Source organism: Pantoea sp. IMH, from assembly GCF_000599885.1.
Lineage (GTDB): Bacteria > Pseudomonadota > Gammaproteobacteria > Enterobacterales > Enterobacteriaceae > Erwinia.
The window spans coordinates 191,779-217,991 of sequence record NZ_JFGT01000005.1 but is presented as its reverse complement, the minus strand read 5'-3'; the positions used below and the strand labels follow the sequence as shown (position 1 = coordinate 217,991).

24 protein-coding genes are annotated in these 26,213 nt (G+C 56.2%); 8 read left to right on the top strand and 16 right to left on the bottom strand.

Annotated elements, in window-relative coordinates:
* Positions 1-31: 31 nt before the first annotated feature.
* Both EA20_RS0109155 and ppiA read right to left on the bottom strand, forming a co-directional pair.
* Positions 32-592: a putative adenosine monophosphate-protein transferase Fic gene (locus EA20_RS0109155; protein ID WP_024966543.1), complete on the bottom strand. Its 561-nt coding sequence runs from the start codon at positions 590-592 to the stop codon at positions 32-34.
* Positions 593-693: 101 nt separating this feature from the next.
* Positions 694-1,266 (bottom strand): peptidylprolyl isomerase A, encoded by a 573-nt coding sequence (ppiA, locus tag EA20_RS0109150; RefSeq protein ID WP_024966542.1) that lies wholly within the window; start codon positions 1,264-1,266, stop codon positions 694-696.
* A 274-nt stretch (positions 1,267-1,540) separates the two neighbouring features.
* Here ppiA and tsgA point away from each other — a divergent pair, with 274 nt between their 5' ends.
* Positions 1,541-2,728, top strand: a complete 1,188-nt coding sequence (gene tsgA / locus EA20_RS0109145) for an MFS transporter TsgA (RefSeq protein ID WP_024966541.1) — start codon at positions 1,541-1,543, stop codon at positions 2,726-2,728.
* A 128-nt stretch (positions 2,729-2,856) separates the two neighbouring features.
* Here the strand turns inward: tsgA and EA20_RS0109140 are convergent, their stop codons facing one another.
* Positions 2,857-4,137 (bottom strand): cytosine deaminase, encoded by a 1,281-nt coding sequence (locus EA20_RS0109140; RefSeq protein WP_024966540.1) that lies wholly within the window; start codon positions 4,135-4,137, stop codon positions 2,857-2,859.
* 249 nt (positions 4,138-4,386) lie between these two features.
* Here EA20_RS0109140 and nirB point away from each other — a divergent pair, with 249 nt between their 5' ends.
* The 3 genes from nirB to cysG all read left to right on the top strand — a co-directional run bounded on the left by nirB (position 4,387) and on the right by cysG (position 8,692).
* Positions 4,387-6,921: a nitrite reductase large subunit NirB gene (gene nirB, locus EA20_RS0109135; protein WP_024966539.1), complete on the top strand. Its 2,535-nt coding sequence runs from the start codon at positions 4,387-4,389 to the stop codon at positions 6,919-6,921.
* Positions 6,918-7,244, top strand: coding sequence for a nitrite reductase small subunit NirD (gene nirD / locus EA20_RS0109130; protein WP_024966538.1), 327 nt, complete (start codon positions 6,918-6,920; stop codon positions 7,242-7,244). The genes nirB and nirD overlap by 4 nt, the downstream gene beginning before the upstream one ends.
* A gap of 74 nt (positions 7,245-7,318) precedes the next feature.
* Positions 7,319-8,692 (top strand): siroheme synthase CysG, encoded by a 1,374-nt coding sequence (gene cysG / locus EA20_RS0109125; protein WP_024966537.1) that lies wholly within the window; start codon positions 7,319-7,321, stop codon positions 8,690-8,692.
* Between the two features lie 114 nt (positions 8,693-8,806).
* On the opposite strand, the gene trpS is transcribed toward cysG, so the two are convergent.
* The 12 genes from trpS to pilM form a co-directional block, all read right to left on the bottom strand.
* Entirely contained in the window at positions 8,807-9,811 is a 1,005-nt protein-coding gene (gene trpS, locus EA20_RS0109120; RefSeq protein WP_024966536.1) for a tryptophan--tRNA ligase, read from the bottom strand.
* 14 nt (positions 9,812-9,825) lie between these two features.
* Complete coding sequence (locus EA20_RS0109115) at positions 9,826-10,503, bottom strand: phosphoglycolate phosphatase (protein ID WP_024966535.1); 678 nt, start codon at positions 10,501-10,503, stop codon at positions 9,826-9,828.
* A complete protein-coding gene (gene rpe / locus EA20_RS0109110) occupies positions 10,487-11,173 on the bottom strand; it encodes a ribulose-phosphate 3-epimerase (protein WP_024966534.1) in 687 nt (228 codons plus the stop codon). Before rpe ends, EA20_RS0109115 begins: the two co-directional genes overlap by 17 nt.
* Positions 11,174-11,225: 52 nt before the next feature.
* Positions 11,226-12,044: an adenine-specific DNA-methyltransferase gene (gene dam, locus EA20_RS0109105; RefSeq protein WP_024966533.1), complete on the bottom strand. Its 819-nt coding sequence runs from the start codon at positions 12,042-12,044 to the stop codon at positions 11,226-11,228.
* A gap of 124 nt (positions 12,045-12,168) precedes the next feature.
* A complete protein-coding gene (locus tag EA20_RS0109100) occupies positions 12,169-13,152 on the bottom strand; it encodes an SPOR domain-containing protein (protein WP_024966532.1) in 984 nt (327 codons plus the stop codon).
* Between the two features lie 91 nt (positions 13,153-13,243).
* Complete coding sequence (gene aroB, locus EA20_RS0109095) at positions 13,244-14,338, bottom strand: 3-dehydroquinate synthase (RefSeq protein WP_024966531.1); 1,095 nt, start codon at positions 14,336-14,338, stop codon at positions 13,244-13,246.
* Between the two features lie 49 nt (positions 14,339-14,387).
* Positions 14,388-14,909 carry a shikimate kinase AroK gene (gene aroK / locus EA20_RS0109090; RefSeq protein ID WP_024966530.1) on the bottom strand — a complete coding sequence of 174 codons (522 nt, stop codon included), beginning with the start codon at positions 14,907-14,909 and terminating at the stop codon, positions 14,388-14,390.
* 388 nt (positions 14,910-15,297) lie between these two features.
* On the bottom strand, positions 15,298-16,668 hold the full coding sequence (gene hofQ / locus EA20_RS0109085) for a DNA uptake porin HofQ (RefSeq protein ID WP_235192643.1): 1,371 nt from the start codon (positions 16,666-16,668) through the stop codon (positions 15,298-15,300).
* Positions 16,613-16,999 carry a HofP DNA utilization family protein gene (locus tag EA20_RS0109080; protein ID WP_161635079.1) on the bottom strand — a complete coding sequence of 129 codons (387 nt, stop codon included), beginning with the start codon at positions 16,997-16,999 and terminating at the stop codon, positions 16,613-16,615. Before EA20_RS0109080 ends, hofQ begins: the two co-directional genes overlap by 56 nt.
* Before the next feature lie 16 nt (positions 17,000-17,015).
* Positions 17,016-17,519: a hypothetical protein gene (locus EA20_RS19970; RefSeq protein WP_024966527.1), complete on the bottom strand. Its 504-nt coding sequence runs from the start codon at positions 17,517-17,519 to the stop codon at positions 17,016-17,018.
* On the bottom strand, positions 17,512-18,060 hold the full coding sequence (locus tag EA20_RS0109070) for a PilN domain-containing protein (protein WP_024966526.1): 549 nt from the start codon (positions 18,058-18,060) through the stop codon (positions 17,512-17,514). The genes EA20_RS19970 and EA20_RS0109070 overlap by 8 nt, the downstream gene beginning before the upstream one ends.
* Positions 18,057-18,884 (bottom strand): type IV pilus biogenesis protein PilM, encoded by an 828-nt coding sequence (gene pilM / locus EA20_RS0109065; RefSeq protein ID WP_024966525.1) that lies wholly within the window; start codon positions 18,882-18,884, stop codon positions 18,057-18,059. Before pilM ends, EA20_RS0109070 begins: the two co-directional genes overlap by 4 nt.
* A 119-nt stretch (positions 18,885-19,003) precedes the next feature.
* Between pilM and mrcA the strand changes: the two genes are divergently transcribed.
* Positions 19,004-21,553: a peptidoglycan glycosyltransferase/peptidoglycan DD-transpeptidase MrcA gene (mrcA, locus tag EA20_RS0109060; protein ID WP_024966524.1), complete on the top strand. Its 2,550-nt coding sequence runs from the start codon at positions 19,004-19,006 to the stop codon at positions 21,551-21,553.
* An 83-nt stretch (positions 21,554-21,636) separates the two neighbouring features.
* On the opposite strand, the gene nudE is transcribed toward mrcA, so the two are convergent.
* Positions 21,637-22,203 (bottom strand): ADP compounds hydrolase NudE, encoded by a 567-nt coding sequence (gene nudE / locus EA20_RS0109055; protein ID WP_024966523.1) that lies wholly within the window; start codon positions 22,201-22,203, stop codon positions 21,637-21,639.
* Positions 22,204-22,611: 408 nt separating this feature from the next.
* Here nudE and EA20_RS0109050 point away from each other — a divergent pair, with 408 nt between their 5' ends.
* The 3 genes from EA20_RS0109050 (at position 22,612) to hslO (ending at position 26,206) form a co-directional block, all read left to right on the top strand.
* Positions 22,612-24,750, top strand: a complete 2,139-nt coding sequence (locus EA20_RS0109050) for an intracellular growth attenuator family protein (protein WP_024966522.1) — start codon at positions 22,612-22,614, stop codon at positions 24,748-24,750.
* A 150-nt stretch (positions 24,751-24,900) separates the two neighbouring features.
* Positions 24,901-25,302, top strand: coding sequence for a ribosome-associated heat shock protein Hsp15 (gene hslR, locus EA20_RS0109045; protein WP_024966521.1), 402 nt, complete (start codon positions 24,901-24,903; stop codon positions 25,300-25,302).
* A gap of 22 nt (positions 25,303-25,324) precedes the next feature.
* On the top strand, positions 25,325-26,206 hold the full coding sequence (gene hslO / locus EA20_RS0109040) for an Hsp33 family molecular chaperone HslO (RefSeq protein ID WP_024966520.1): 882 nt from the start codon (positions 25,325-25,327) through the stop codon (positions 26,204-26,206).
* The last annotated feature ends 7 nt before the right edge of the window (positions 26,207-26,213 follow it).

The following is a 26,213-nucleotide window of genomic DNA, read 5'->3' as shown; positions in this document are numbered from 1 at the left end:
GCGTTCCGGCAAGAGTTTACACGCCGCCATTCTACGCATTTTCGCTGCGTTCGCTTATCACTTTGCTGAACTCGGCAGTGAGGCGCGTCAGATCGCCTTCCCAGCTTGCCCGGTTCGCCGCCTGCCAGCTTTCGCTGTCGGTACGTCGCCACTGAATATCGTAACCGGCATGGAAGACAAGCTGTTCAAAAAACAGCCGCAGCGCACGGCCATTACCGCGCAGAAAAGGATGAAGCACGGTCAGTTCACAATAATACCAGGCCAGCCGGGCAGCCAGTTCGTCGGCGGGCAGATCGGCCAGGCCGTTCTCCTCCTCCAGCGAACGCATCAGGGCGTTACCCTCTTTTTCGATATATTCGAAATGGCAGCAAGGCGTTTGATCCAGCACAACATCGACCTGGCGCAGCTCACCGGCATCTTCAAGCAGACCATGAAAAAGTTCACGATGAAGATGGATTAGCCAGGGAAGGCCGGGCCGGGCTGACCCCAGTTCAAGCCGTGCGCCACTCAGTTCAAAGCTGGCAAGGAAGTTCGCCTCACGACGCTGCTGCCAGAGAAGGGTTTTCTGCTTTTCGGTAGGCTTTTTACTCATGCTCGCTCCATTGACGGGGGATTGCTGCCTGAACCGGCAAGCCGGTCAGCACGCTGCAAACTTGCTGCCCTAATTATAAGCAGCAATCTCCCGCAGGGAGGTTATGGCAATACTTTTGCGGAAAGGATCACAACAGGCTTTACGGGAACGTTTTGATAAGGCCCCACATTTTGCGACTGAACCTGAGAAATTTTATCGACCACATCCTGGCCTTTTACCACTTTACCAAACACGGCATAGCCAAAATCGCGCTGCCCATGATCGAGAAAAGCATTATCGGCGACGTTGATAAAAAACTGGCTGGTGGCACTGTCTTTATTCGCCGTGCGGGCCATTGAAATCGTACCGCGTTTATTCAGCAGCCCGTTATCCGCTTCGTTTTTGATCGGCGCGTTGGTCGGCTTCTGCTGCATATCCTGCGTAAATCCGCCGCCCTGCACCATAAAACCCGGAATGACGCGATGGAACGTGGTGTTGTTATAGAAGCCGCTGTTGACATAGTCGACAAAGTTTTTCGTCGAAACCGGGGCTTTTTGATTATTCAGCTCCAGCTCAATCGCGCCTGCAGAAGTGGTCAGCAGAACGTGAGGATCGCCTTTTGCAGCGAATGAGGTCATGGAAACCGAAGAGAGCGCCAATACGGTGGCGACGGCGGCCAGGGTGCGTTTTAACATAGCTATATCCTTTCTAAGTTCTACAGGCCTGAAAACAAAGTTGATTGTAAAGAGGCACCTGGATCAGCGCCAGCCTTTTACTTTTATTTACGTACGCTTTTTATACACGCAAACGCTTACGCAGGTTAATAAACGGTGACGTAAATCACGATTTTAGTGCATACAATGTTTTTTATTTCATTATTCGTTTAAGCCGATCACGAATCTCGCTACACTCCTCCCGCTTACCGTGGGCGTCCTGCTTCACGTTCCCTTTGACTCACAGGTTTTCATTATGACGAATCGCGATCGAATCGGTCTTACCTGGATCAGTTTCTTTTCCTATGCGCTTACCGGCGCGGTAGTGATTGTGACCGGTATGGTGCTGGAAAATATTGCTGATTATTTTCAGCTGCCCGTCGCGCAGATGAGCAATACCTTTACCTTTCTGAATGCCGGCATTCTGGCCGCCGTTTTTCTTAACGCCTGGCTGATGGAAATCATTCCGCTTAAGCGCCAGCTGATCTTCGGCTTTGTACTGATGATCCTCTCGGTGCTGGGATTAATGACCAGCCACAATCTTAGCGTCTTCTCGCTCTGTATGTTTGTGCTTGGCGTGGTCAGCGGCATCACGATGTCGATCGGTACCTTCCTGATTACCCATCTCTATGAAGGCCGTCAGCGCGGTTCCCGGTTGTTGTTTACCGACTCCTTCTTCAGCATGGCCGGTACCATTTTCCCGATTATCGCCGCCGCCATTCTGGCCCGTGCACTGCCGTGGTACTGGGTTTATGCCTGTATCGGCGTGATTTACGTGGTTATTTTCGTGCTGGCACTCTGTTTCGAATTCCCCGTACTGGGTAAAAAAGCGCCGAATCAGCAGCAGGCCGCGCAAAAAGAGAAATGGGGTATTGGCGTTCTGTTTCTGTCCGTTGCCGCCCTTTGCTACATCCTGGGCCAGCTTGGCTTCATTGGCTGGGTGCCGCTTTACGCGACCAAAACCATGGGCATGGATATCACCCAGGCAGGCGGACTGGTGGGGAATTTCTGGACCTCATACATGATCGGCATGTGGGCGTTCAGCGCCATCCTTCGTTTCTTCGATCCTCAGCGTATTCTTACCGTGCTGGCGTTGATGGCCACCCTGCTGATGTACTGGTTTGTCAGCAGTGATGATGCCTCGATGCTGAAATGGATCATGATTAGCCTGGGCTTCTTCTCCAGCGCAATCTACACCACCATTATCACGCTCGGCTCACTGCAGACTAAGGTCTCCTCGCCGAAGCTGGTGAACTTCATTCTGACCTGCGGCACCGTGGGTACGATGCTCACCTTCGTAGTGACCGGCCCTATCGTCGATAAAGGCGGCGCGCATGCGGCGCTGATGACCGCTAACGGCCTCTACGCCGTCGTGTTTGTGATGTGCCTGCTGCTCGGCTTCGTCAGCAAGCATAAGCTGCATGGGCATATGTCCTCCCACTAATGCTGGCTTCATGAAGGGGGCTGTTCAGGCGGAAGTATATCGTCCTGACAGCCTCTCCCGCGGCCTCCGTCTCGCGGGACGCGTTACGTTTGTCAGTCGTCTGAGGCCGGTTAATCCGGCCTTTTCTTTTAGCGCCGGAAGTCGATCCGCTCAGGTTCGTCCAGATGAATACTCGTCTCGCTAAGCTTCGTTTCGGCGATGATCCGCCCTTCACGAATGGAATAGCACACCGGCACCTGACGGCGCAGCGCATCGAAACCACTCTCCGCCGGCAGGATAATCAGGTTGGCGCTGTTGCCGGTCTGGATACCGTAGTCCTGCAGCTGTAGCGTTCTGGCGCTGTTGTGAGTGATGAGGTTGATCCCCGCATCGATCTGCTCATAGCCCATCAGCTGGCAAACGTGCAACCCCATATGCAGCACCTGCAACATATTCGCCGTTCCGAGTGGATACCAGGGATCGAAGACGTCGTCGTGGCCGAAGCAGACATTGATATCCGCTTCCAGCATCTCCTTAACGCGCGTGATACCCCGGCGTTTCGGGTAGGTATCGAAACGCCCCTGTAAATGTATATTCACCAAAGGATTGGCGACAAAGTTGATACCGGAGAGCTTCAGCAGGCGAAACAGTCTTGAAGTATAGGCACCGTTATAGGCGTGCATGGCGGTCGTATGGCTGGCCGTCACCCGCTCCCCCATGTTTTCCTTCAGCGCCAGCGCCGCGACCGTTTCCACAAAACGGGACTGCTCATCGTCAATCTCATCGCAATGTACGTCCACCATGCGCTGGTACTTCTGGGCAAGGGCGAAGGTTTTATGTAATGACTCCACGCCATACTCGCGGGTAAATTCAAAATGGGGGATCGCTCCGACAACATCGGCGCCCAGCCTCAGCGCCTCTTCAAGCAGCGTCTCGCCGTCAGGATAGGAGAGAATTCCCTCCTGAGGAAAGGCCACAATCTGAAGCGTGACCCAGGGCGCCATCTCCTGTTTAACTTCCAGCATGGCCTTCAGCGCCGTCAGCGTCGGATCGGAAACATCAACATGGGTCCGGACATACTGGATGCCGTTAGCAATCTGCCACTTAAGCGTCTGCCTGGCACGCGCCTTCACATCCTCATGGCTGAGCAGAGCCTTGCGTTCAGCCCAGCGTTCAATTCCCTCAAACAGCGTGCCGGATTGGTTCCACGACGGCTCACCCGCGGTTTGGGTGGTGTCGAGATGAATATGAGGCTCGATAAAAGGCGGAAAAACCAGCCCACCCTCGGCGTCCAGCGCATCAGATTGAGCCACAAAATGGGTCTGCGGCGAAAGCCGCGCAATCTTGCCGTTGTGGATCTCAATTTGCCAGCGACCTTCACGCCAGGGAAGTCGCGCGTGATTTATCCATCTTAATTGACCAGCCTGCATCTCAACGCTCCCAAATGTTTATGCTCCTTTTAACCCTACCACCGTTTTCTTCCGCTGCAACCTGGCGTGTCAAAAGACACGCTGATACGTTTCAGCCAAAACCTGAACCTTTTCCTCGACTTACAAAAAAACAGGAAAAATCAGCCATCTACCCACTAAGGAGTATTTAAAAAGGGGATTGATATACATCAATAACTGCCCCTTCGGGCAGGTTATCGTAGCCTCATTATTTCGCATTGTGAGGCAAAAATGAGCATCCGACTCGTCATTATTGGCAACGGCATGGTTGGCCACCGTTTGATTGAAGAGCTGGTCGAAAAATCAGCGCCTGGCCAGTTTGCCATCACCGTTTTTTGTGAAGAACCCCGCGTGGCCTATGACCGCGTACACCTTTCTGCTTACTTCTCCCATCATACGGCGGAAGAACTCTCTCTGGTCCGCGATGGCTTCTACCAGAAACACAACGTTGAAGTGCTGATCGGCGAGCGGGCACTCAGTATCAACCGGCAGGAAAAGGTCGTTTACTCCAGCAGTGGCCGCGCCGTGCAGTACGATAAACTGGTGATGGCGACCGGTTCTTATCCCTGGGTCCCGCCGATCAAAGGTGCCAACGGGCAGGACTGTTTTGTTTACCGCACCATTGAAGATCTGAACGCGATCGAAGCCTGCGCCCGCCGCAGCAAGCGTGGCGTGGTGGTCGGCGGTGGTCTGCTGGGTCTGGAAGCCGCCGGCGCGCTGAAAAACCTGGGTGTGGAAACGCACGTTATTGAATTTGCGCCGGTGCTGATGGCTGAGCAGCTCGACCCGATGGGCGGACAGCAGCTACGGCAGAAAATCGAACGCATGGGCGTGCGCGTTCATACCAGCAAAAATACGCAGCAAATTATCGATCGGCCTGAAGGCGGTAAAACGCTCCAGTTTGCCGACGGCAGCGAACTTGAAGTCGATTTCATCGTCTTCTCTACCGGTATCCGCCCTCAGGACAAACTGGCTAAACAGTGCGAGCTGCCTTTGGGCCAGCGCGGCGGCGTGTTGATTAACGATCGTTGCCAGACCGCCGATGCGGACATTTACGCCATCGGCGAATGTGCCGCCTGGCAAAACCGCGTATATGGGCTGGTCGCGCCCGGCTACAAAATGGCTCAGGTGACCTGTGACCATCTGCTGGGCAACGATAATGCCTTTACCGGCGCGGATATGAGCGCCAAGCTGAAGCTGCTGGGCGTTGACGTGGGCGGCATTGGCGATGCGCATGGCCGTACGGAAGGCGCACGCAGCTACGTTTATCTGGATGAAAATAAAGAGATTTACAAGCGACTGGTGGTCAGTGCGGACAATAAAACGCTGCTGGGCGCGGTGCTGGTGGGAGACACCAGCGACTACGGTAACCTGCTGCAGCTGATGCTGAACGCCATTGAGCTGCCGGAACATCCCGACGCGCTGATTTTACCTGGCCATGCGGGGAGCAAACCGGCGATCGGCGTGGAGTCACTACCGGAAACCGCCCAGATTTGTTCCTGCTTTGACGTCACCAAAGGCGATCTTATCAGCGCCATTCAGAACGGTTGCCACACGGTGGCCGCGCTGAAGGCTGAAACCAAAGCGGGTACCGGCTGCGGCGGTTGCGTACCGCTAATGACGCAGGTTCTCAACGCCGAACTGAGCCGTCAGGGCATTGAGGTGAATAATCACCTTTGCGAACACTTCAGCTATTCCCGTCAGGAGCTTTATCATCTTATCCGCGTTGAAGAGATCAAATCCTTTGAGCAGCTGCTGGCAAAACACGGTAGCGGCTACGGCTGTGAAGTCTGTAAACCGACGGTCGGATCGCTGCTGGCCTCCTGCTGGAATGACTATGTGCTGAAGCCTCAGCACACCCCCCTTCAGGACAGCAACGATAATTTCCTGGGGAATATCCAGAAAGATGGCACTTACTCCGTGATCCCCCGCTCGGCTGGCGGTGAAATTACGCCGGAAGGTCTGGTCGCCATCGGTGAAATCGGTCGTCGCTACAATCTCTATACCAAGATTACCGGATCGCAACGTATCGCGCTTTTCGGTGCCCAGAAGGATGACCTGCCTGCCATCTGGTCCCAGCTGATCGCCGCAGGTTTCGAAACCGGACACGCTTACGCTAAAGCGCTGCGCATGGCGAAAACCTGCGTGGGCAGCAGCTGGTGCCGTTTTGGCGTGGGTGACAGCGTCGGCCTCGGCGTTGAGCTGGAGAACCGCTATAAGGGCATTCGTACGCCGCATAAAATGAAGTTCGGCGTATCCGGCTGTACCCGCGAATGTGCCGAGGCACAGGGGAAAGACGTCGGTATTATCGCTACGGAAAAAGGCTGGAACCTCTATCTTTGCGGCAACGGTGGTATGAAGCCCCGCCATGCCGATTTGCTGGCCGCCGATCTGGATAAAGAGACGCTGATCCGCTATCTCGATCGTTTTATGATGCTTTATATCCGTACCGCCGATAAGCTCCAGCGTACTTCACTCTGGCTGGGCAGCCTTGAAGGCGGTATCGACTACCTGCGCCAGGTGATTATTGATGACAAACTCGGTCTGAATGCTCAGCTGGAGGAGGACATTGCCCGACTGCGCGCAAATGTCGTCTGTGAATGGCAGGCAACCCTCGCGGATGCAAACCAGCTCGCCCGATTCTCGCACTTTATTAATGACACGCAGCGCGATCCGCTGGTGCAGGTCGTTGCCGAACGCGATCAGCATCGTCCCGCCCGACCTGAAGAACGCATCCCCGTCACGCTGTTGGAGGAAAACGTATGAGTCAGTGGCATCAGATTTGCGCCGTTAACGCCATTATTCCCGGCACCGGCGTGTGCGCGAAAGTCGGACAACATCAGATAGCGATATTCCGTCCCCGCGAGGACGACGACGTCTTCGCTATCAGCAATATCGATCCTTTTGCGCAGGCCAGCGTGCTCTCGCGCGGTATTATTGCCGAGCATCAGCAGACGCTGTGGGTAGCCAGTCCGCTGAAAAAGCAGCGCTTCCGCCTGAGCGACGGCTTGTGTATGGAGGATGAGCGCCGCTCGGTGGCTGCCTTCCCGACGCGCGTCAAAGATGGCATGGTTGAAGTGGCTGCCTGAAACGTCAGGTCGCTGCCCCTTCCGTTCGTGGCCGCCTGACAGCGGCCTTTTTTCTTCTCTGGAGTGCGTCTCGTATGGATTATCTTCCCCTTTTTTGCCAGCTTCGTGGCAGAGCTTGTCTGCTGGTGGGCGGCGGTGAAGTCGCAGAGCGTAAAGCACGGCTGCTGCTGAAAGCCGGTGCCGATCTGCGGGTCTGCGCACCTCACTTCTCCGCGCCGTTTCATGAATGGCAGCAGACGGGCCAGCTGACCTTGATCGAAGGCACTTTCGAAGCGGAAATGCTGGCGGCGTGCTGGCTGGCCATTGCCGCCACCGACAGTCATGAGGTCAATCAGCAGGTTCAGACGGCAGCGGAAGAAAGGCAGATATTCTGTAACGTCGTGGATGCACCGGAAGCCGCGAGCGTCATCATGCCATCTATCATTGACCGCTCCCCGCTGCTGGTCGCCGTTTCCAGCGGTGGCCGCGCGCCGGTTATGGCCCGTTTGCTGCGGGAAAAAATCGAGGCGCTGCTGCCGCAGCATCTGGGTAAAATCGCGGCTTTCGCCGGTTCGCTCAGGCAGAGAGTGAAACAGGATTTCAGCGAAATGTCACAGCGCCGGCGCTTCTGGGAAAAATTGTTCAGCCATGATCGTCTGGCACAATCGCTGGCCAGCGATGACGCGCCACAGGTTGAAAAACTGACCGAGGCGCTGTTCCAGGCGCCGCTAAGTGACCGGGGGGAAGTAGTGCTGGTAGGCGCTGGCCCTGGCGACGCCGGTCTGCTGACGCTGAAAGGCTTACAGCAGCTTCAGCAGGCGGATATCGTCATCTACGACCGCCTGGTTTCAGAAGAGATCCTTGAGCTTGTCCGGCGTGATGCTGAACGGCTTTTTGTCGGCAAACGCGCTGGTCACCACTGCGTGCCTCAGGAAGAGATTAACCAGATCCTGCTGCATCACGCGCAGCAGGGTAAACGCGTGGTGCGCCTTAAGGGCGGCGATCCTTTCATTTTTGGCCGGGGCGGCGAAGAGCTGGAAACCCTTGCGGCGCATCACATCCCCTTCTCTGTCGTACCGGGCATCACCGCTGCATCGGGCTGTTCCGCTTATGCGGGTATCCCGCTGACCCACCGCGATCATGCGCAGAGCGTACGTCTGGTGACGGGCCATCTGAAGCATGAAAACCAGCTCGACTGGTCAAAGCTGGCGGCAGAGCAGCAGACGCTGGTGTTCTATATGGGATTGTCTCAGGCACCGGAGATCCAGCGTCAGCTGCTTGCTCAGGGGATGGCTGCTGACATGCCGGTGGCACTGGTAGAGAATGGAACCAGTGTTCGCCAGCGCGTGGTGGACGGCACGCTGACGCAGCTGGCGGAGCTGGCACAGCAGGTGCAAAGCCCGAGCCTGATTATCGTTGGCCGGGTTGTCACGCTGCGCCACAAGCTTAACCTTTCTCAGTCCGCCTGAGCCGTTGGCGGGCCGCCAGCCGGTCCAGCCGCAACCCATCAGGGGCACAAAAAAGAGAGCCGTAGCTCTCTTTTTAATGGCAGACGGTTTTCACCGCATTACGGATCGCGCTAATCAGGGCTGCGCCACAAAGCCGACGGCATCGTAGACTTTCTTCAGCGTTTCCTGCGCCTGTGCCCGGGCTTTCGTTGCTCCTTCACGCATCACCTGCTCAAGGAAAGCTTCGTCGTTACGATAGCGATGATAGCGCTCCTGCAGCTCGCTCAGCATGCCGGATACGGCTTCCGCCACCGCCCCTTTCAGATGGCCATACATCTGCCCTTCAAACTGCTGTTCCAGTTCAGGAATGCTTTTGCCGGTCACGCCGCTGAGAATATCCAGCAGGTTAGAGACGCCCGCCTTGTTTTTAACGTCATAACGTACGACCGGCGGCTCATCACCGTCGGTCATGGCGCGTTTAATCTTTTTCACCACCGCTTTAGGATCTTCCAGCAGGCCGATCACGTTATTGCGGTTGTCATCCGACTTGGACATCTTTTTAGTGGGTTCCAGCAGTGACATCACGCGCGCGCCGGATTTAGGAATCAGCGGCTCCGGCACTTTGAACACCTCGCCGTAGAGCGCGTTGAAGCGCGCTGCGACGTCGCGGCTGAGCTCCAGATGCTGCTTCTGATCTTCGCCCACCGGCACCTGGGTGGTCTGATAAAGCAGGATATCCGCCGCCATCAGCACCGGATAGTCAAACAGGCCCGCATTGATGTTTTCTTCATAGCGTGCCGATTTGTCCTTAAACTGCGTCATACGGCTCAGCTCACCAAAATAGGTGTAGCAGTTCAGGATCCAGCTCAGCTGGGTATGCTCAGGCACATGCGACTGAACAAAGATGGTGCTCTTTTTCGGGTCAATACCGCAGGCAAGGTAGAGCGCCAGCGTATCCAGCGTCGCCTTACGCAGCGCGGACGGATCCTGGCGCACGGTAATGGCATGCAGATCCACGATGCAGTAGATGCAGTTGAAATCATCCTGCATGTTGACCCACTGACGCAGCGCACCCATATAGTTACCGATGGTCAGTTCGCCGGAAGGCTGTGCGCCGCTAAATACGATGGGTTTCATGATTTTCGTCCTGATAATTACAGCCCTAAAGTGGGCAACAAATCGTTAAAGTTGTCGAGTACGACGGTCGGATTGCTGGAAGCAATCGGCTCTCCATAGTTGTAGCCGAACGACATGCCGACGCTGGGGCAGCCTGCCGCCTGGGCCGCCAGAATATCATTGCGGGAATCCCCGACAAAGACCAGCTCTGAAGGCAGTAGGCCAAACTTACCCAGCACCAGAAACAGCGGTGCCGGATGCGGCTTCTTCGCCACCACGTCATCCCCGCCGATAATCAGCGAGAAAAACTCAGCAATGCCCAACGATGCCAGTAAGGGCGCCACAAAAGGCGTGGGCTTATTGGTAACGATAGCCATTGGCAATCCGGTAGCGGCGATCGCGGCGAGTCCCTCTTTCACCTGTGGAAAGAGTTTGCTGCCGCTTTTGATGGTGGTTGCGTAGTGGGCATCCAGCATCACGCGCGCATCAGCGAGCATCCCCTCATCAGGCTCGCGCCCGGCGGCCCAGGTGAGCGCTCGCGCAATAAGGATATCCGCGCCGTTACCGATCCAGGTGGAGACTCTTTCCACGCCCGCGGCGGGAAAACCCAGCGCCGTGAGCGTCGCATCCACCGCGCTGGTCAGGCCTGGTGCGCTGTCAATCAGCGTACCATCAAGGTCAAACGCCAGTGCGCGGATATTAGTGAAATGCGCCATGTCGTGATTTCTCCAGTTCATTACGCATCGCGTCGATAACTTTTTTGTAGTCAGGCTGGCCAAAAATTGCCGAGCCGGCAACGAACATATCTGCGCCCGCGTCGGCGATCTCGCCGATATTTTCCACCTTAACGCCGCCATCCACTTCCAGACGGATATCGTAACCGCTTTGGTCGATCATCCTGCGCGCCTGGCGCAGTTTGTCCAGCGTACCTGGAATAAATGACTGGCCGCCAAAGCCCGGATTGACCGACATCAGCAGAATGACGTCAACTTTGTCCATGACGTAATCAAGATAGCTGAGCGAGGTGGCTGGATTAAAAACCAGACCGGCTTTACAGCCGTGCTCTTTGATCAACTGCAGCGAACGGTCAACGTGCTCAGAGGCTTCAGGATGGAAGGTGATGTAACTGGCACCAGCTTCGGCGAAAGCAGGGATCAGGCGATCGACGGGTTTCACCATCAGATGCACGTCAATCGGCGCGGTGATGCCGTAATCGCGTAGCGCTTTAAGCACCATCGGCCCCATGGTCAGATTGGGGACATAATGATTGTCCATCACGTCGAAGTGCACAACGTCACCCCCGGCGGCCAGCGCTTTGGCCGTATCCTCGCCCAGACGGGCAAAATCGGCTGACAGAATTGATGGGGCAAGTAAGAACTGTTTCATCCATTTCTCCCAATTAGCGCGCCTGTGATGAGGCACGTAACGCAGTTAAGGATCAGCGGCTGGCAAACAACGCCAGTAGCTCATCGACCTGATTCCGCCCGGTCCCGTTACGGCTGATGGACCGGCGGGCTTTGATCTGGTGCAGCTCTGCCGCCTGATACCAGAGCCTGGTCAGCGGCGTATCGTGATTAGAGATCAGCACCGGAATACGACTCTCCTGAGACAGCTTCACGGCCAGTTCGGCCAGATGCTGCTGCTGCAACAGGCTGAAGCTGTTGGTATGGTACGCGGTAAAGTTTGAGGTCGCCGACAGCGGCGCATAGGGCGGATCGCAGTAGACCACCGCATTCTGTGGCGCCCTGCTCAGCGTAACATCGTACGATTCACAGACAAAGGTCGCATTCTGGGCGCGCTCTGAAAACCAGAAAAGCTCATCTTCAGGAAAATAGGGCTTACGGTAACGCCCGAACGGTACGTTGAATTCACCGCTCAGATTATAACGGCACAGGCCGTTATAGCAGTGACGGTTCAGGTATAAAAACAGCACGCCACGGCGATAGGGATCGTCACAACGGTTGAATTCCTGGCGACGGGCGTAGTAGAAATCCGCCTCGTTGCTCTCGCTGGTAAAGAGTTCGCGGGCATCGGCCGTAAACTCCCCAACGCGGGTTTTCACGACGTTATAGAGGTTGATCAGATCGCTGTTGATATCCGCCAGGATATAGCGCGAATAGTGGGTATTCAGGAAGACGGAGCCTGCGCCAACAAAGGGCTCAACCAGGCAATCCCCGTCGGGAAGATGACGTTGGATATCATCAAGCAGCGGGAATTTACCCCCCGCCCATTTTAAAAAAGCGCGATTTTTTTTCATGCCGTCGTTTATTACATTTACTCTTCTGGCTGCGGTGACACCGACAGCATATCTGCGCTTTGGAATGTCAGCCCTGTAACAGGCCGACATACTGCAATATCAGGCCGGGTTACCCCGGCCTGGATTAATTAGCTGACTCTTTTTTCACCTGGCTGACCGGCTTCACCCAGGGCTTTTGCGCCCGGACTTCCGCGGGCAGTGCGGCAACACCCCGCTTCGCCTCGGCTGGCGTGGCGTAAGAACCGCTGACTAACACGTACCAGGGCTGGCCGTTACGGGTCGTTTTGTAGACGTGATAGTTGCTCAGATTCTGCTTTTTCGCCCAGGCGTTCAGCGTATCGGAGCGCGAAGCGCTGCTCAGCTGAAGCGTGTAGTTGCCGCCTGGCGTGGATCCGCTTGTCGCCGCCGGTGCGGCATTTTTGCTGGCTGTCGCACTGGTGTGAGAACGGGTCTCTTTCGTGGCCGGTTTATTTACCGCACTTTTAGAGGGTGCCGGGGATTTTTTCGCCGTTGACGGCGCCGCTTGCTCCGGTGAGGAGTGGCTGCCCGTAGCACGAGGTGCCTGAGCGCCTGGCGCGACGGTCGCCGGAGCGGTAGGCAGTGAAGTGCCGTTGCCCGGCGAGCCCTGAACGGCAGAATCAAGCTGGCCCTGCTGATTTGTCAACGCACTACCGAGATCGCCCGGCAGCTCTACGCGCTGCTGATTGGCAGGCGTCTGCACTGGTTGTGCCTCGGTCGGCGTAGGCGAAACAGGCGGCACGCTGATCTCCTGAGGGGCGCTGTTATCCGCACGGGCATCGGGTGCCTGAGCGTCTGACTGGCCGCTCATGGATGATGAGCTGGAGAGATCGATCGCTTTATCATTGCCGGAAGTGGCGGGCTGCGCAGAGGGCTGCCGTCCGGCCTGGTCATTGCCCTCATCCGGGGAAGAGTTGAGCGCCGATCCAATACCAATGGCTAACAGCAATAAAACCAGGATACCGATCCCCATCATCATATGCTGACGGGAGACTGGGGTCCTGGATGCGGAAGATCCTTTGCGCGACCGCTGCGGGCGGCGGTCACTGGTATCAGGTTTTAACTCGTCTTCCGGTTTAAACTCGTCCATTCAACCTCCTCCAGTAGTGCGGCAACGCCGTTCAGTTTGCGATAAACGGCGGTTACATCAAAAGTTTGCGGGCATAAGCCCGGTGATGACATCAGACCGCTGGCGTCTGGCAGTCGTTGATAGCGGCCAGAACATGGGTATGCGACACGCCGCTGCGCACTTCGGCTTTACCTAAAGCCAGCGGAAGCACGAGCCGCAGTTCACCCGCCAGGACTTTTTTGTCACGCAGCATATGCGGTAGATACGCTTCTGCTGGCATGCTTTGCGGTCCTGCAACCGGCAGGCCGGCACGTTCGAGCAGCGCGATAATCCTGTCGGTTTCGGCGGCGGTAAACTGACCAAGCCGCTCTGCTGTCCGGGCGGCCATGACCATTCCGGCCGCCACGGCTTCACCATGCAGCCAGTTGCCGTAACCCATATGGGCTTCAATGGCATGACCATAGGTATGACCGAGATTGAGCAGCGCACGCTGTCCCATCTCACGCTCATCGGCAGCCACCACGTCCGCCTTCAGCTCACAGCAGCGACGAATACAGTACGCCATCGCCTCGCCGTCCAGCGCCATCAGCGCATCCAGGTTCGCTTCCAGCCAGCGAAAAAACTCGCCGTCGAGAATAATGCCATATTTGATCACCTCTGCCATGCCCGACGCCAGCTCACGGGGCGGCAGCGTCTTCAGGCAGTCGAGATCGATAACCACCGAGGCGGGCTGATAAAACGCGCCGATCATATTCTTGCCCAGCGGATGATTAACAGCCGTTTTGCCGCCAACGGAGGAGTCGACCTGAGAGAGAAGCGTGGTGGGAACCTGAATAAAACGAACGCCGCGCTGATAGCTCGCGGCGGCAAACCCGGTGAGATCGCCAATAACGCCGCCGCCAAGGGCGACGAGCGTCGTGTCACGACCATGGGGTTTTTCCAGCAGGGCGGTAAAAACCTGATCCATAACGGAGAGCGTTTTGTACTGTTCGCCATCCGGCAGGATAACCTGGTCAACCAGCACGCCAGCCTTTTCAAGCTGCTGACGCACTGGAGAGAGATAGAGCGGGGCCAGCGTCTGGTTAGTGACCAGCATGGCCCGATCGCCCGCCTTAAGCGGCCAAAAGGAGCCCGGATCGTTGAACAACCCGGCAGCGATGGTGATGGGATAACTGCGCTCTCCCAAAGTGACGGTAATCTTCTCCATGACGCTGTTTCACCTTTTTACTGAAGCCTACAGGCGGTCAGAGCCAGAATCAGCTCTTTTCCAACATGTTGATAATCTGATTCGCGACCACTTTAGCACTCTGGTCGTCGGTACGAATCGTCACGTCGGCAATTTCTTCGTAAAGTGGATTACGCTCATCGGCCAGCGCTTCAAGTACCTCACGCGGCGGTGAGTCTACCTGTAGCAAAGGGCGCTTTTTATCGCGCTGCGTACGCGCCAGCTGTTTTTCGATGGTGGTTTCCAGATACACCACTACGCCGCGAGCCGAAAGACGATTGCGCGTTTCACGTGATTTAACTGAACCGCCGCCGGTAGCCAGCACGATGCCCTGCTTTTCGGTGAGTTCGTTGATAATTTTTTCTTCGCGATCGCGGAAGCCTTCTTCGCCTTCGACGTCGAACACCCAACCCACATCCGCTCCGGTACGTCGCTCAATTTCTTGATCGGAATCGTAAAATTCCATATTGAGTTGTTGAGCTAACTGACGCCCAATAGTGCTTTTGCCGGCACCCATAGGCCCAACCAGAAAGATATTGCGTTTCTCTGCCATTTTTTCGGTATTACTAAGACAATTCGTTAATGATACCCCGTCCAACCGGACAGGACATGAACTGAAACCTCATGAGCGATAGTGCGAGAGTCAGAGGAAAATTATCTCAACACTGAAGGTGTTTTGGCAACCGATTAAATTGACCTTGCCCATTGCGCGCAAAAAGGCCGCGTTTCAGTCCGCTTCATTTATCAGCCCGATGTCACTGCATCGGCTACGCCGGTTGCGCACGATAAAAAACGGGTTAAATGCATCTTCAAAAGCCAAACCGAGGCCCATAAATCAAAATCGCTAAACCTTGTAAGCTAATTCCGCTCTTGCGTCAAACGCATATGTCAGCAATCCGGGAAAAAAGCCCCCGGTCCCTCAGTTTGGACTAAAAAAAGCATTACTCGTCACGAATCAGTCTTGGTGTGATGAAGATCACTAATTCCCGACGTTTCTGTTCCCTGACGTCATAGCGAAACAACGCGCCAAGAAAGGGAATGTCGCCTGCCAGCGGGACCTTTTTCTGACCGCTGGCGCTGTGTTGCTGAAAAATGCCGCCCAGCGCCAGCGTCTCGCCATTCCTGAGCGTGACCTGGGTCTGGATTTCCTGTTTATCTATCGCCAGATACTCCCCTTCTCCGCTACGCATTGTTTTGCCCGGCACGTTCTGGCTGATATGCAGTTTCAGCAAAATCCGATCGTTGGCCTGGACCACCGGCGTGACCTCCATGCCCAGTACTGCCTCTTTAAATTCCACGGAGGTGCCGCCGTTAGATCCGGATGAAACTTCATAAGGAATTTCTGTGCCCTGCTTAATGCTGGCCGCCTGCCGGTGAGAGGTGAAGAGACGCGGGCTGGCGATGATTTCCAGCTTGTTCTCCTGCTCAAGCGCGCTCAGTTCAAGATCGAGCAGCTTACCGTTCAGCCGGCCGAGGGTGAATCCTGCGGCGATCGCCGGATCGGTGACGCCCAGATTAACCCGCAGCTGACTGGCGCTTAATGCGCGCGCGACCTGTTCCTCGCCCTGCATTCCCCAGCGCACGCCCAGCTCCCGCAGGCTCTCTTCGCTGATGGTGACGATATGTGCTGAAAGCTCCACCTGTTCCAGCGGGACATCAAGCGCGCTGACCCAGCGCTGCGTATCATTCAGCGCCGCTGGCGTATCCCTCAGCAGCAGACTGTTGGTTCGTTCGTCCACGGTAATGCTGCCGCGTGGCGTCATCAGCCTGTTTCGTTCGGCCTGAAGCGCGTTATTTACCGCTTTCGCATCGGCATAGCGTAACGTCAGCGCAAGCGTTTCCAGCGGCTGTGCGTTTTTTGCCTCTTCTTTTTGCGCGGCCCGCTGGCGTTTCTGCTCCAGCTGCCAGCCTGGCGGGTAGACCATCAGAACATTGCCTTCCGTTTCGATTGTGAGCTGGTTCATCTTTGCCACCAGCTTCAGCGCCTGCCGCCAGGGGATCTTCTCCAGCCGGAGCGACACGGTTCCTTCCACGCCAGGTGCCAGCATCAGGTTCAGCTTTTGATAATCGGCTAATGCCTGTAAAACCTGCCCGACAGGCGCCTCATTGAACGTCAGCGACAACGGCGCCGAAGTTGAGGTCAACGTGGGTTGTTGTGCGCTGAGGACTGCCGGAACCGGCTCCAGGGCTGAAACGGCTGAGCCTGAAGAGTGTGCCGGAACGGAAAGGGTCGCTGAAGGGCGAATCTGAGCCTGACTAGCGTAAAGCGGCCTGAGAATGAGCAGTATCAGCAGGCATAGCATCCTGATCATCACGATCTCCTTGTAAAATAATTGTCCTGAGAGGTTCGCATCCCTGTAGCGCCTCAAGGGTAATACTTCGCGCTTCCACCCTGAGCAGACGCCAGTGCGCATCCAGCAATGCGGCCGGACGACGCTGCGCCCACCGGCCATTGCCGTAGACCAGCCAGGCATGGTAATCCGCATCATGTCCGATAATGCCCCGCAGCTGCCAGGAAAGGGGGGGCGCTTTCCCGGGGGCGCAAGAAGAGAATAAAGAGGATCTGAATGGATCCCGTCCGGCGGCGGCGCTGGTGTCTGCTGCCGTGCCTGCGATGCCTACAATGAGGAGGAGTCTCGCCATCTCCTTTCGGAAAGTGTCAAATTTCATTGGACATCACCAGGGCCATTTCCAGGCGGAGCCGTTCCTCCTCCCGGGTGAGGCTGAAGTGTCGCAGGACGATGCCGCCACGCCGTTCACTCAAGTAAAGAAGTACGTTTTTCACCTGTTCCCAGCTAAGCAACAGCGTCAGGTTGCCGCCATGGCTCTGCGGCTGCCACGCCAGCAGTTGCCCGCCGGCTTCTTCAAGTAGCGCCAGTGGGGAGAATGAGAGTGTCTGCGCCTCATGCGCAGAGGCTTCCAGTCCGGCGATTTCAGCCGCAATGGCAGCCACGGCACCATACTGATGAATCTGACGCACTGTCTTCTGGTTGCGATCTATCGCCTCCCTTTTTTTGCTGGCGATAACCGTGGCGTCCTTGCCAGCTGGCTGTCCCCAGCGCATCCATACAACAATTGTCAGCAAGCCTGCGCAGAGGAGGCAGTAAATCACTTTCTGCCAGTGCGGAAGGACAATCCAGTTATCCAGGAAACGGCTAATCATCGTTCCCGCCCTCCGTTCTTAGGCTGCCCGTCAGGGTGAAATGCAGGCCATACTGCGCATCCAGGTTCACTTTTTCCGTTTTCACCGTCAGGAAAAAGGGCAAATCCTGCAATCGCTGGCGGAAATCATGCAGCTCACGCATCCCTTTGCTGAAGCCCTTCAGGCTGAGGCCCGCTGCGTTTTGTTTTATTTCACTTAACCAGAGCGTTTCTGGCATCTGCTCTGCCAGATCGCGGGCAAACAGATACCAGATCTGCATGTTTTGTTGCTGCGCCTGGCGGAATCGCATGACCTGCTGCAGTTTTTGCTTTTGCAACGTGAGCGTGGCTGCGCGCGCTTTAAGTTCTCCGAGCTGCTTTGATGCTGTCTGCCACTCCACAAGCACGCGTTGATACCGATCGTTCAGGGTTCGCTGCCCTGTCGCCTGAAGAAAAACGCTGACTGGCAGCAGCGCTAGCAGACCAGGCAGGAGTAAGGCACGGAGACGCTGCGCCCGCCGCTGACGATGGCGCCAGGGAAGGAAATTGACCCACACCATCATGCATCGTCCGGTCTGAGCGCCAGCCCGGCGGCCAGCGTGAAGGCGCCAGCGTACAGCGGTAGCGGAGGCTGCTTCTGTGCCAGCGTATCCAGCGGGTTAAGGGGCCGCGTGCCGGACGGAAGGATATCCTCACTGATGGCGCTATAGTAAATCCTCGCGACATCAGGCAGCTGTTGTGTTCTGAGCGTTGCGAAATCGGGCACCTCCTGCCGCGAACGCCAGCCCCACTGTTGTCCTGCCCGATCGCCGGTAAACCACAACCAGTGATCGTCCAGCCGGTGAACCAGCGCCGTTGCCGGGGGGGTAGCCAGCCGCTGTGAAATTGCACAAAGCGCGGCGGGCGTCAGTTCTATCACCTGCGGCGTTAACCGCGCGTCTGAAAGGCAGCCCAGCCAGCGTTGCAGGGCGTCGCGCCGGGTAGCCGTGACGCACAGCTGTCCGGGCGTTGCCTCCGGCTGCCGGTAATCCATCACCAGCCGCTCCAGCTCAATTGGGAAAAATCGCCTCGCCGAGGCGGTGATATAGCTGCTACGCTCTGGCTCGCCTAATCGCGTGCCCGGCAGGTCAAGCTGCCGCTGTAAAACCAGCTGTGGCGGAAACCCCACGCGGAGCGAGATCCGGTAAGGCAGCCGTTTCCGCCACTGCCTGAGCACGGAAACGACGGCATCGGGGCGTTGCAGCAGCCCGTTGGTTAACGTATCTTGCGGCAGCACATGCTGCCACCAGTGGCGAAGCTGCCAGCCGTTCCGACGGCGCTGGATGCCGAGGGCGCAAAGCTGCCCGTTCTGTATATCCAGTCCGACTTGCCATGTCTGAAATGCCATGAAGCGCGCTCTCCCTGTCGTCTGCGTTTAAAAGGACGTATCCAAGCTCATGGCTAGCCTTTATACTACCGCGCGATTGTTTATAAACTGCCCAGTCGACTCAAAATGGAAAATATCAGGTGAAGTTCGTAAAGTATTTTTTGATCCTTGCAGTGTGTTGCATTTTGCTTGGAGCAGGCTCGATTTTCGGTCTCTACAAATTTATAGAGCCGCAGCTGCCCGACGTTGCCACGCTGAAAGATGTCCGTCTTCAGATTCCTATGCAGGTATACAGCGCCGATAATGAGTTGATTGCTCAGTACGGTGAGAAACGCCGCATCCCGCTCCAGCTTCAGGAAATCCCGCCTGAAATGATTAAGGCGTTTATTGCCACTGAAGACAGCCGTTTCTATGAACATCACGGCGTCGATCCTATTGGTATTTTCCGTGCGGCCAGCGTGGCATTGCTGTCAGGCCATGCCTCTCAGGGGGCCAGTACCATCACACAGCAGCTGGCGCGTAACTTCTTCCTCAGTCCGGAACGGACGCTGATGCGTAAAATCAAGGAGGCTTTCCTTGCTATCCGCATCGAGCAGATGATGAGTAAGGATGAAATCCTTGAGCTCTATCTCAACAAAATTTATCTCGGCTATCGCGCTTATGGCGTGGGTGCCGCGGCACAGGTTTACTTTGGTAAGAGCGTCGGTCAGCTTTCACTGAGTGAGATGGCAATGATCGCAGGACTGCCTAAAGCGCCGTCGACGTTCAATCCGCTCTATTCCATCGAGCGCGCGACTCAGCGTCGTAACGTGGTGCTTGCCCGTATGCTCGATCAGCACTACATCAGCCAGACACAGTACGAAGAAGCACGCAGCGCACCGCTTGAGGCCAAGTATCACGGGCCTGAAATCGTCTTTTCCGCGCCTTACCTGACCGAACTGGTACGTCAGGAGATGATCAAGCGCTACGGCGAAAATGCTTACAATGACGGGTTTAAGGTCACCACCACGATTACCCGCAAACTGCAGCTGGCGGCACAGAAATCGGTGCAGGATAACGTGATGGCCTATGACATGCGTCACGGCTACCGTGGGCCAACAGAGGTGTTGTGGAAAGTCGGTGAAGCTGCATGGGATCGCACGGCGATGCTGAAGAAGCTGAAGACGTTGCCAGTCTATGGGCCGCTGATTCCGGCAGTGATTACCGACGCCAGCCGTGATGAAGCAACCGCGCTGCTGCGCGATGGCACTACCGTGACGCTGGGGCTGCCGGGTATGCGCTGGGCACGGCCTTATAAAACTGACACCGTACAGGGCCGGACGCCGCGCGCAGTGACAGAAGTGGTTCAGGCCGGTCAGCAGATTTGGGTGCGCAAAGTGGATAACGACTGGTGGCTGGGTCAGGTGCCGGACGTTAATTCTTCGCTGGTTTCACTCGATCCGCAAAATGGTGCCGTCCGGGCGCTGGTAGGTGGCTTCGACTTTAACCTGAGCAAATTCAACCGCGCTACCCAGGCGCTGCGTCAGGTGGGGTCTAATATCAAACCCTTCCTCTATACTGCGGCGATGGATCGTGGACTGACGCTGGCTTCAATACTTAATGACGTACCGATTTCCCGTTGGGATGCTGGTGCAGGATCGGACTGGCGTCCTAAAAACTCCCCAGCGACCTATGACGGCCCGATCCGCTTACGTCAGGGCCTGGGGCAGTCTAAGAACGTGGTGATGGTACGTGCCATGCGCGCAATGGGCGTGGATTACGCGGCTGAATACCTCCAGCGTTTTGGCTTCCCGGCGCAGAATATCGTGCATACCGAATCACTGGCGCTGGGTTCCGCTTCGTTTACGCCGCTGCAAATGGCGCGCGGCTATGCCGTGATGGCAAACGGCGGTTTCCTGGTAGATCCTTACTTCATCAGTAAAATCGAAGATGAACAGGGTAATACGCTGTTTGAAGTGAAGCCGAAAATTGCCTGTCCGGAATGTAATCTGCCGGTGGTTTACGGCGAGACGAAAAAAGCGGTCGCGCTGAGCGAAGATAGCGTGGAAAACGTCGCCATCTCTCAGGAAGGACGTAACGCCGCCGTGCCGCAGCCAAAGCTTGAGCAAGTTTCTCAGCCGGGGCAGCAGCAAGGTGAACAACAGTATGCGCCGCACGTGATCAATACGCCGCTGTCGTTCCTGATTAAAAGCGCGCTGAATTCAAATATCTTTGGTGAACCGGGCTGGATGGGAACCGGCTGGCGCGCGGGCCGCGATTTGAAGCGTAACGATATCGGCGGGAAAACCGGTACGACCAACAGTTCGAAAGATGCCTGGTTCTCCGGTTATGGTCCGGGCGTGGTCACCACCGTCTGGATTGGCTTCGACGATCACCGGCGCAATCTGGGCCGCACGACCGCTTCCGGCGCGATAAAGGACCAGATATCCGGCTACGAAGGCGGCGCAAAAAGTGCTCAGCCTGCCTGGGATGACTTCATGAAGGCCGCGCTGGATGGCGTGCCTGTGCAGCCGCTGACGCCGCCAGAGGGCGTGGTGACGGTCAATATCGATCGCCGCACCGGTAAACTGGCTAACGGTGGAAGCAGCCGTCCGGAATACTTTATTGAAGGCACACAGCCGACGGAATATTCCGTTGATGACGTGGGAACGACGTTAATCGATAACGGCCAGAGCCACGAGCTGTTCTGACCAGGAGCAGAAAACGGGAGGCGCCGGTCAGACCAGCGCGTCCCTGAAGAGAAAAAAGCGCGGGCAGCAATGCCCGCGCTTTTTTAATAGCTCAACCTGCCCTGCTTCACCAGCCATTCGCGGACAAGAAACAGCGCGCTCACGTTGCGGGCTTCGCGAAAGTCGGGCTCCTGAAGCAGCGCCAGCAAATTATCCAGCGGCCAGCGTACCTGCGGCAACGGCTCGGGTTCATCGCCTTCCAGCTTCTCTTCAAAGAGATTTTCCGCGACAACAATATTCATTTTGCTGGAAAAATAGGAGGGTGCCATCGTCAGCTTACCCAGCGCTTCCAGCGTGCCCGCGCCAAAGCCGGCCTCCTCTTTCAGCTCGCGGTTGGCGGCTTCAAAAGCCGTTTCGCCAGGATCGATCAATCCTTTTGGAAACCCCAACTCATAGCATTCCAGTCCGACGGCATACTCCTGAATCAGAATGAGATGGTCGTCGATGATGGGCACTATCATCACCGCCTCGCGATCGGAAGGCCGCATACGCTCGTAGAGACGCCTGGCGCCATTGCTGAAGGTCAGATCGACGGCCTCGACGGTAAAAAGCCGCGAACGGGCCACGGTTTCCACGTTCAGGATTTTGGGTTTCTGTAACTGTCTGGTCATAGCGGCCCCAGGGAAAAGCCAAAAGTTGAGCATCTTAGCCCGTGAATGACGGTCCGGAAACCGTGATGCTTTCCATTGTGCGGCAGCGACGAAAGGTTGCCAATCCTCTGGCATATAATTTTATCCGGCGATAATACCTTACCCTTCAAGCCGGGATGCTTTCTGAAAAAAGTCAACCAGACCATTCAAAAATAGGATAATGCCGATGTTGAAGGGCAGGTTTGCTTGGTAAGCTTTCAACAGGGAATTATAAGTTACCATTCTAATTTTATGATTTTGTGCGCTATTTTTGTATACACAGCCAATTGCCAGCGCCGTCTAAACCCGCCACAATGACACTAATCTTATGAAGTGCGCAGGTAATCACAAAAATAACGACGGGAGTATCGTGGCAGGAATGAGGGAAGCATGAGCACAATAGTCATTATATTGGCTGTAATGCTGGCCTGCTCGATCGGGGCGGGTTGTTTCTTTTGGTACGCTATGCGGCATCGCCCGCCGTTGGCGAAACCACTGCCATTTATCAGTCCCCCTTTTCGTAAACTGAGCAATGAAGAGCGCAAGGCTGCCGAGCGCTATGTTGCTTCGCTCGATAAAACTCGTCATAACGCCCTGCAGGAAGCGTCAGACAGCGTGGCCGACCGGCTGGCGCTCACTTCCCAAAGCAGCAACGTCTATCCGGTTACCCGCTCGATCACCCGCTACGGTCTCTCCACGGATGAACCGCATAAGTGGCGCTACTATCTGGACGCCGTTGAAGTGCACCTGCCTCCGCTCTGGGAGCAGTATATTGCCGATGAAAATTTCGTTGAGCTGATCAAAACCCAAACGATCCCGCTGGTTATCTCCTTAAACGGGCATTCGCTCGTAAACTATGTCTATGAACAGCCAGCCCTTGCGCCTGCCGTAAGGCCTATGGCGCAAAATGCTTCTATCAGGAAAGAAGAGAGCGAGAACGTCGAGCTGTTAAGTGTCAGAAAAGAGACGCCGGAAGAATTCATGCTCAGCCGGCCCGACGGCACGCGTGAAGCCATCGCCATCGGCATCGCCTTGCTGCTGTTGTTTGTCAGCCTGCTGGGTCCGCTGATGCTGATGCCCTGGCTGATGCTGACCGCAGTAGCCACCATCGGCGTAAGCTGCTGGTTTCTCTACCGTCGCCCCGGCGAAAAAGATCTGCGGGAAGTTCACTGCCTCAGAGGCGCGCCCAAACGCTGGGGCCTGTTTGGCGAATCCAATCAGGGCCAGGTCAGTAATATCTCGCTGGGTATTATCGACTTAATTTATCCGCCCCACTGGCAGCCCTACGTCGCCCACGATCTCGGGCAATCGACCGAAGTCGATATCTATCTCAACCGGCAGGTGGTACGTCAGGGACGCTACCTCTCTTTGCAGGATGAAGTCCGTAATTTCCCGATTCAGCACTGGCGTAAAAACGTTGTGCTGGCGGCCTGCTCGCTGCTGGTACTGGTCCTGCTGCTGGTCTGGATCCCGCTCGGCATGCCGCTCAAGCTCAGCATGGCCTGGCTGCAGGGTACCGAAAGCGTCCAGGTGACCTCGGTGAAAGATTTAGAGCAGATTTCGCTGCATGTGGGCGACAGTTTGCGGGTAAGCGGCACGGGTATGTGCTCGATTCCCGCCAACTATCAGGGCAATCGTACTTACGCTTTTATGCCGTTTGACTGTTCTGCCGTCTACTGGAATAACGCCGCGCCGCTGCCGATCCCACAGTCAGATATTATTGATAAGGCGATGGGCCTGCTGACCACGACCCGTCAGCAACTGCACCCTCAGGAGAGTCCAGATCCTAAGCTCAACCCGCAGCTGGCGACCGCGATACAGAAATCAGGCATGATCCTGCTGGATGACTTTTCCGATATCGTTCTCAGAACGCAGGAGCTCTGTAACCAGGAGCAGGATTGTGTTCGTCTGAAAAACGCGCTGGTCAACCTCGGCAACGCCCGGGACTGGGAAACGTTGATTCGCCGGGCGGACTCCGGTGCGCTTAACGGTATGAATGTCCTGCTGCGTCCGGTCAGCGCCGAAGCGCTGGAAAACCTGGTCAATACCGCCACCTCGACCTTTTTCTACCGGGAAACTCGCCGGGCGGCTGAATCGCTGAACAGTCCACCGCCCGGTGGCTTTTTAATCCACAGCGATGAAGGCCGTCAGTTAGTTAATCATCCCGCACCGGGCGTTTCCCTGTTTGATTACAATGCACCGGATCAGTGGCCGGAATTACAGCGCCTTGCCGGTATGCTGCTGCATACGCCGTTTACGGCCAGCGGCATCGTCACAAATATCACCACAGATGCGAACGGCACGCGCCATATTGCATTACACAGTGAACCGGATACCGTTATGCTCTGGCGCTATCTTGCCACCAGTCTGCTGCTGGTTATCGTCGCACTGGGCTTCGTGGTCAACAGCTTCCTGGCGCTGCGCCGTATCCACCGCAATCGTCAGCGCACCGCCGCCATCCTCAATTACTACGACAAGTGCTTCAGCCCCACGCTGAACAACAGTCAGAGCATCCGCCCGCTGTTCTGAGCCGGTCGCTTTTATGCTATTTTTAAGGCTGACAGGGCTTAAATGCCTCTTCCCATCGCGCCCGCGTTTTCCTGCCCTCCTCCGGCAAAACGCGCCCTTGATTTCTGGCGCGCAACCCATACATAAAGGGATTCCCGGAAAGGAGCAGCAATGAAAGAGAAACCTGCAGACGCGGTCCGGCTGGATAAGTGGCTCTGGGCGGCTCGCTTCTATAAAACCCGTGCAGCGGCGCGCGAGATGATTGAGGGCGGCAAGGTTCACTACAACGGCCAGCGCAGCAAACCCAGTAAAATCGTTGAAGTGGATGCTGAACTGACCCTGCGTCAGGGTAACGACGAACGGACGGTGATCGTACAGGCGATCAGCGATCAGCGCCGTCCCGCCGTGGAGGCGCAACAACTCTATACCGAAACGGCACAAAGTATTGAGAAACGGGAAAAAATGGCGGCCGCGCGAAAAATGAACGCGCTCAGTATGCCGCATCCCGATCGTCGCCCTGACAAAAAAGAGCGGCGGGACTTAATGAAATTTAAAAATAGCGGCGACGCGTAACGCGTCCCTACGAGAGAGAATTATGGCTCATCAAGACCAAATGCACCGTTACCTGTTCGAAAACTATGCCGTCCGCGGTGAACTGGTATCCGTCTCTGCCACCTGGCGTGACATCCTCGACGGCCACGATTATCCTGCGCCGGTCCAGAAGGTGCTGGGTGAGCTGCTGGTGGCGACCAGCCTGCTGACCGCCACGCTGAAATTCGACGGCGACATTACCGTCCAGCTTCAGGGTGATGGCCCACTGAATCTGGCGGTTATCAACGGCAACAACCGTCAGGAAATGCGCGGCGTGGCGCGGATGCAGGGTGACATCGCCGCAGAAAGCAGCCTGAAAGAGATGGTAGGCAACGGCTATCTGGTGATCACCATCTCTCCTACTGAAGGCGAGCGCTATCAGGGCGTGGTCGGTCTGGAAGGGGAAACCCTGTCAGAATGTCTGGAAGACTACTTTATGCGCTCTGAGCAGCTGCCTACGCGTCTGTTTATTCGTACCGGTGACGTCAGCGGTCAACAGGGCGCTGGCGGTATTCTGCTCCAGGTCCTGCCCGCACAGGATGCGAAGCCGGATGACTTTGAGCATCTGGCGACGCTGACGGAAACAATCAAGACCGAAGAGCTGCTGGAACTGCCTGCCAATGAGGTGCTCTGGCGTCTCTATAACCAGGAAGAGGTTACCCTCTTTGATCCACAGGACGTCTGCTTCAAATGCACCTGCTCGCACGAGCGCTGCGGTGAAGTGTTACGTACGCTGCCTGAAGAGGAAGTGAATCAGATCCTCGCCGAGGATGGCAAAATCGATATGCACTGCGACTACTGCGGCAGCCATTATATCTACGATGCCGTGGACATTGCGGCTATCCGCAAGGAATCGACCGCCAGCGATAACGGCCAGCTTCACTGATTTACCC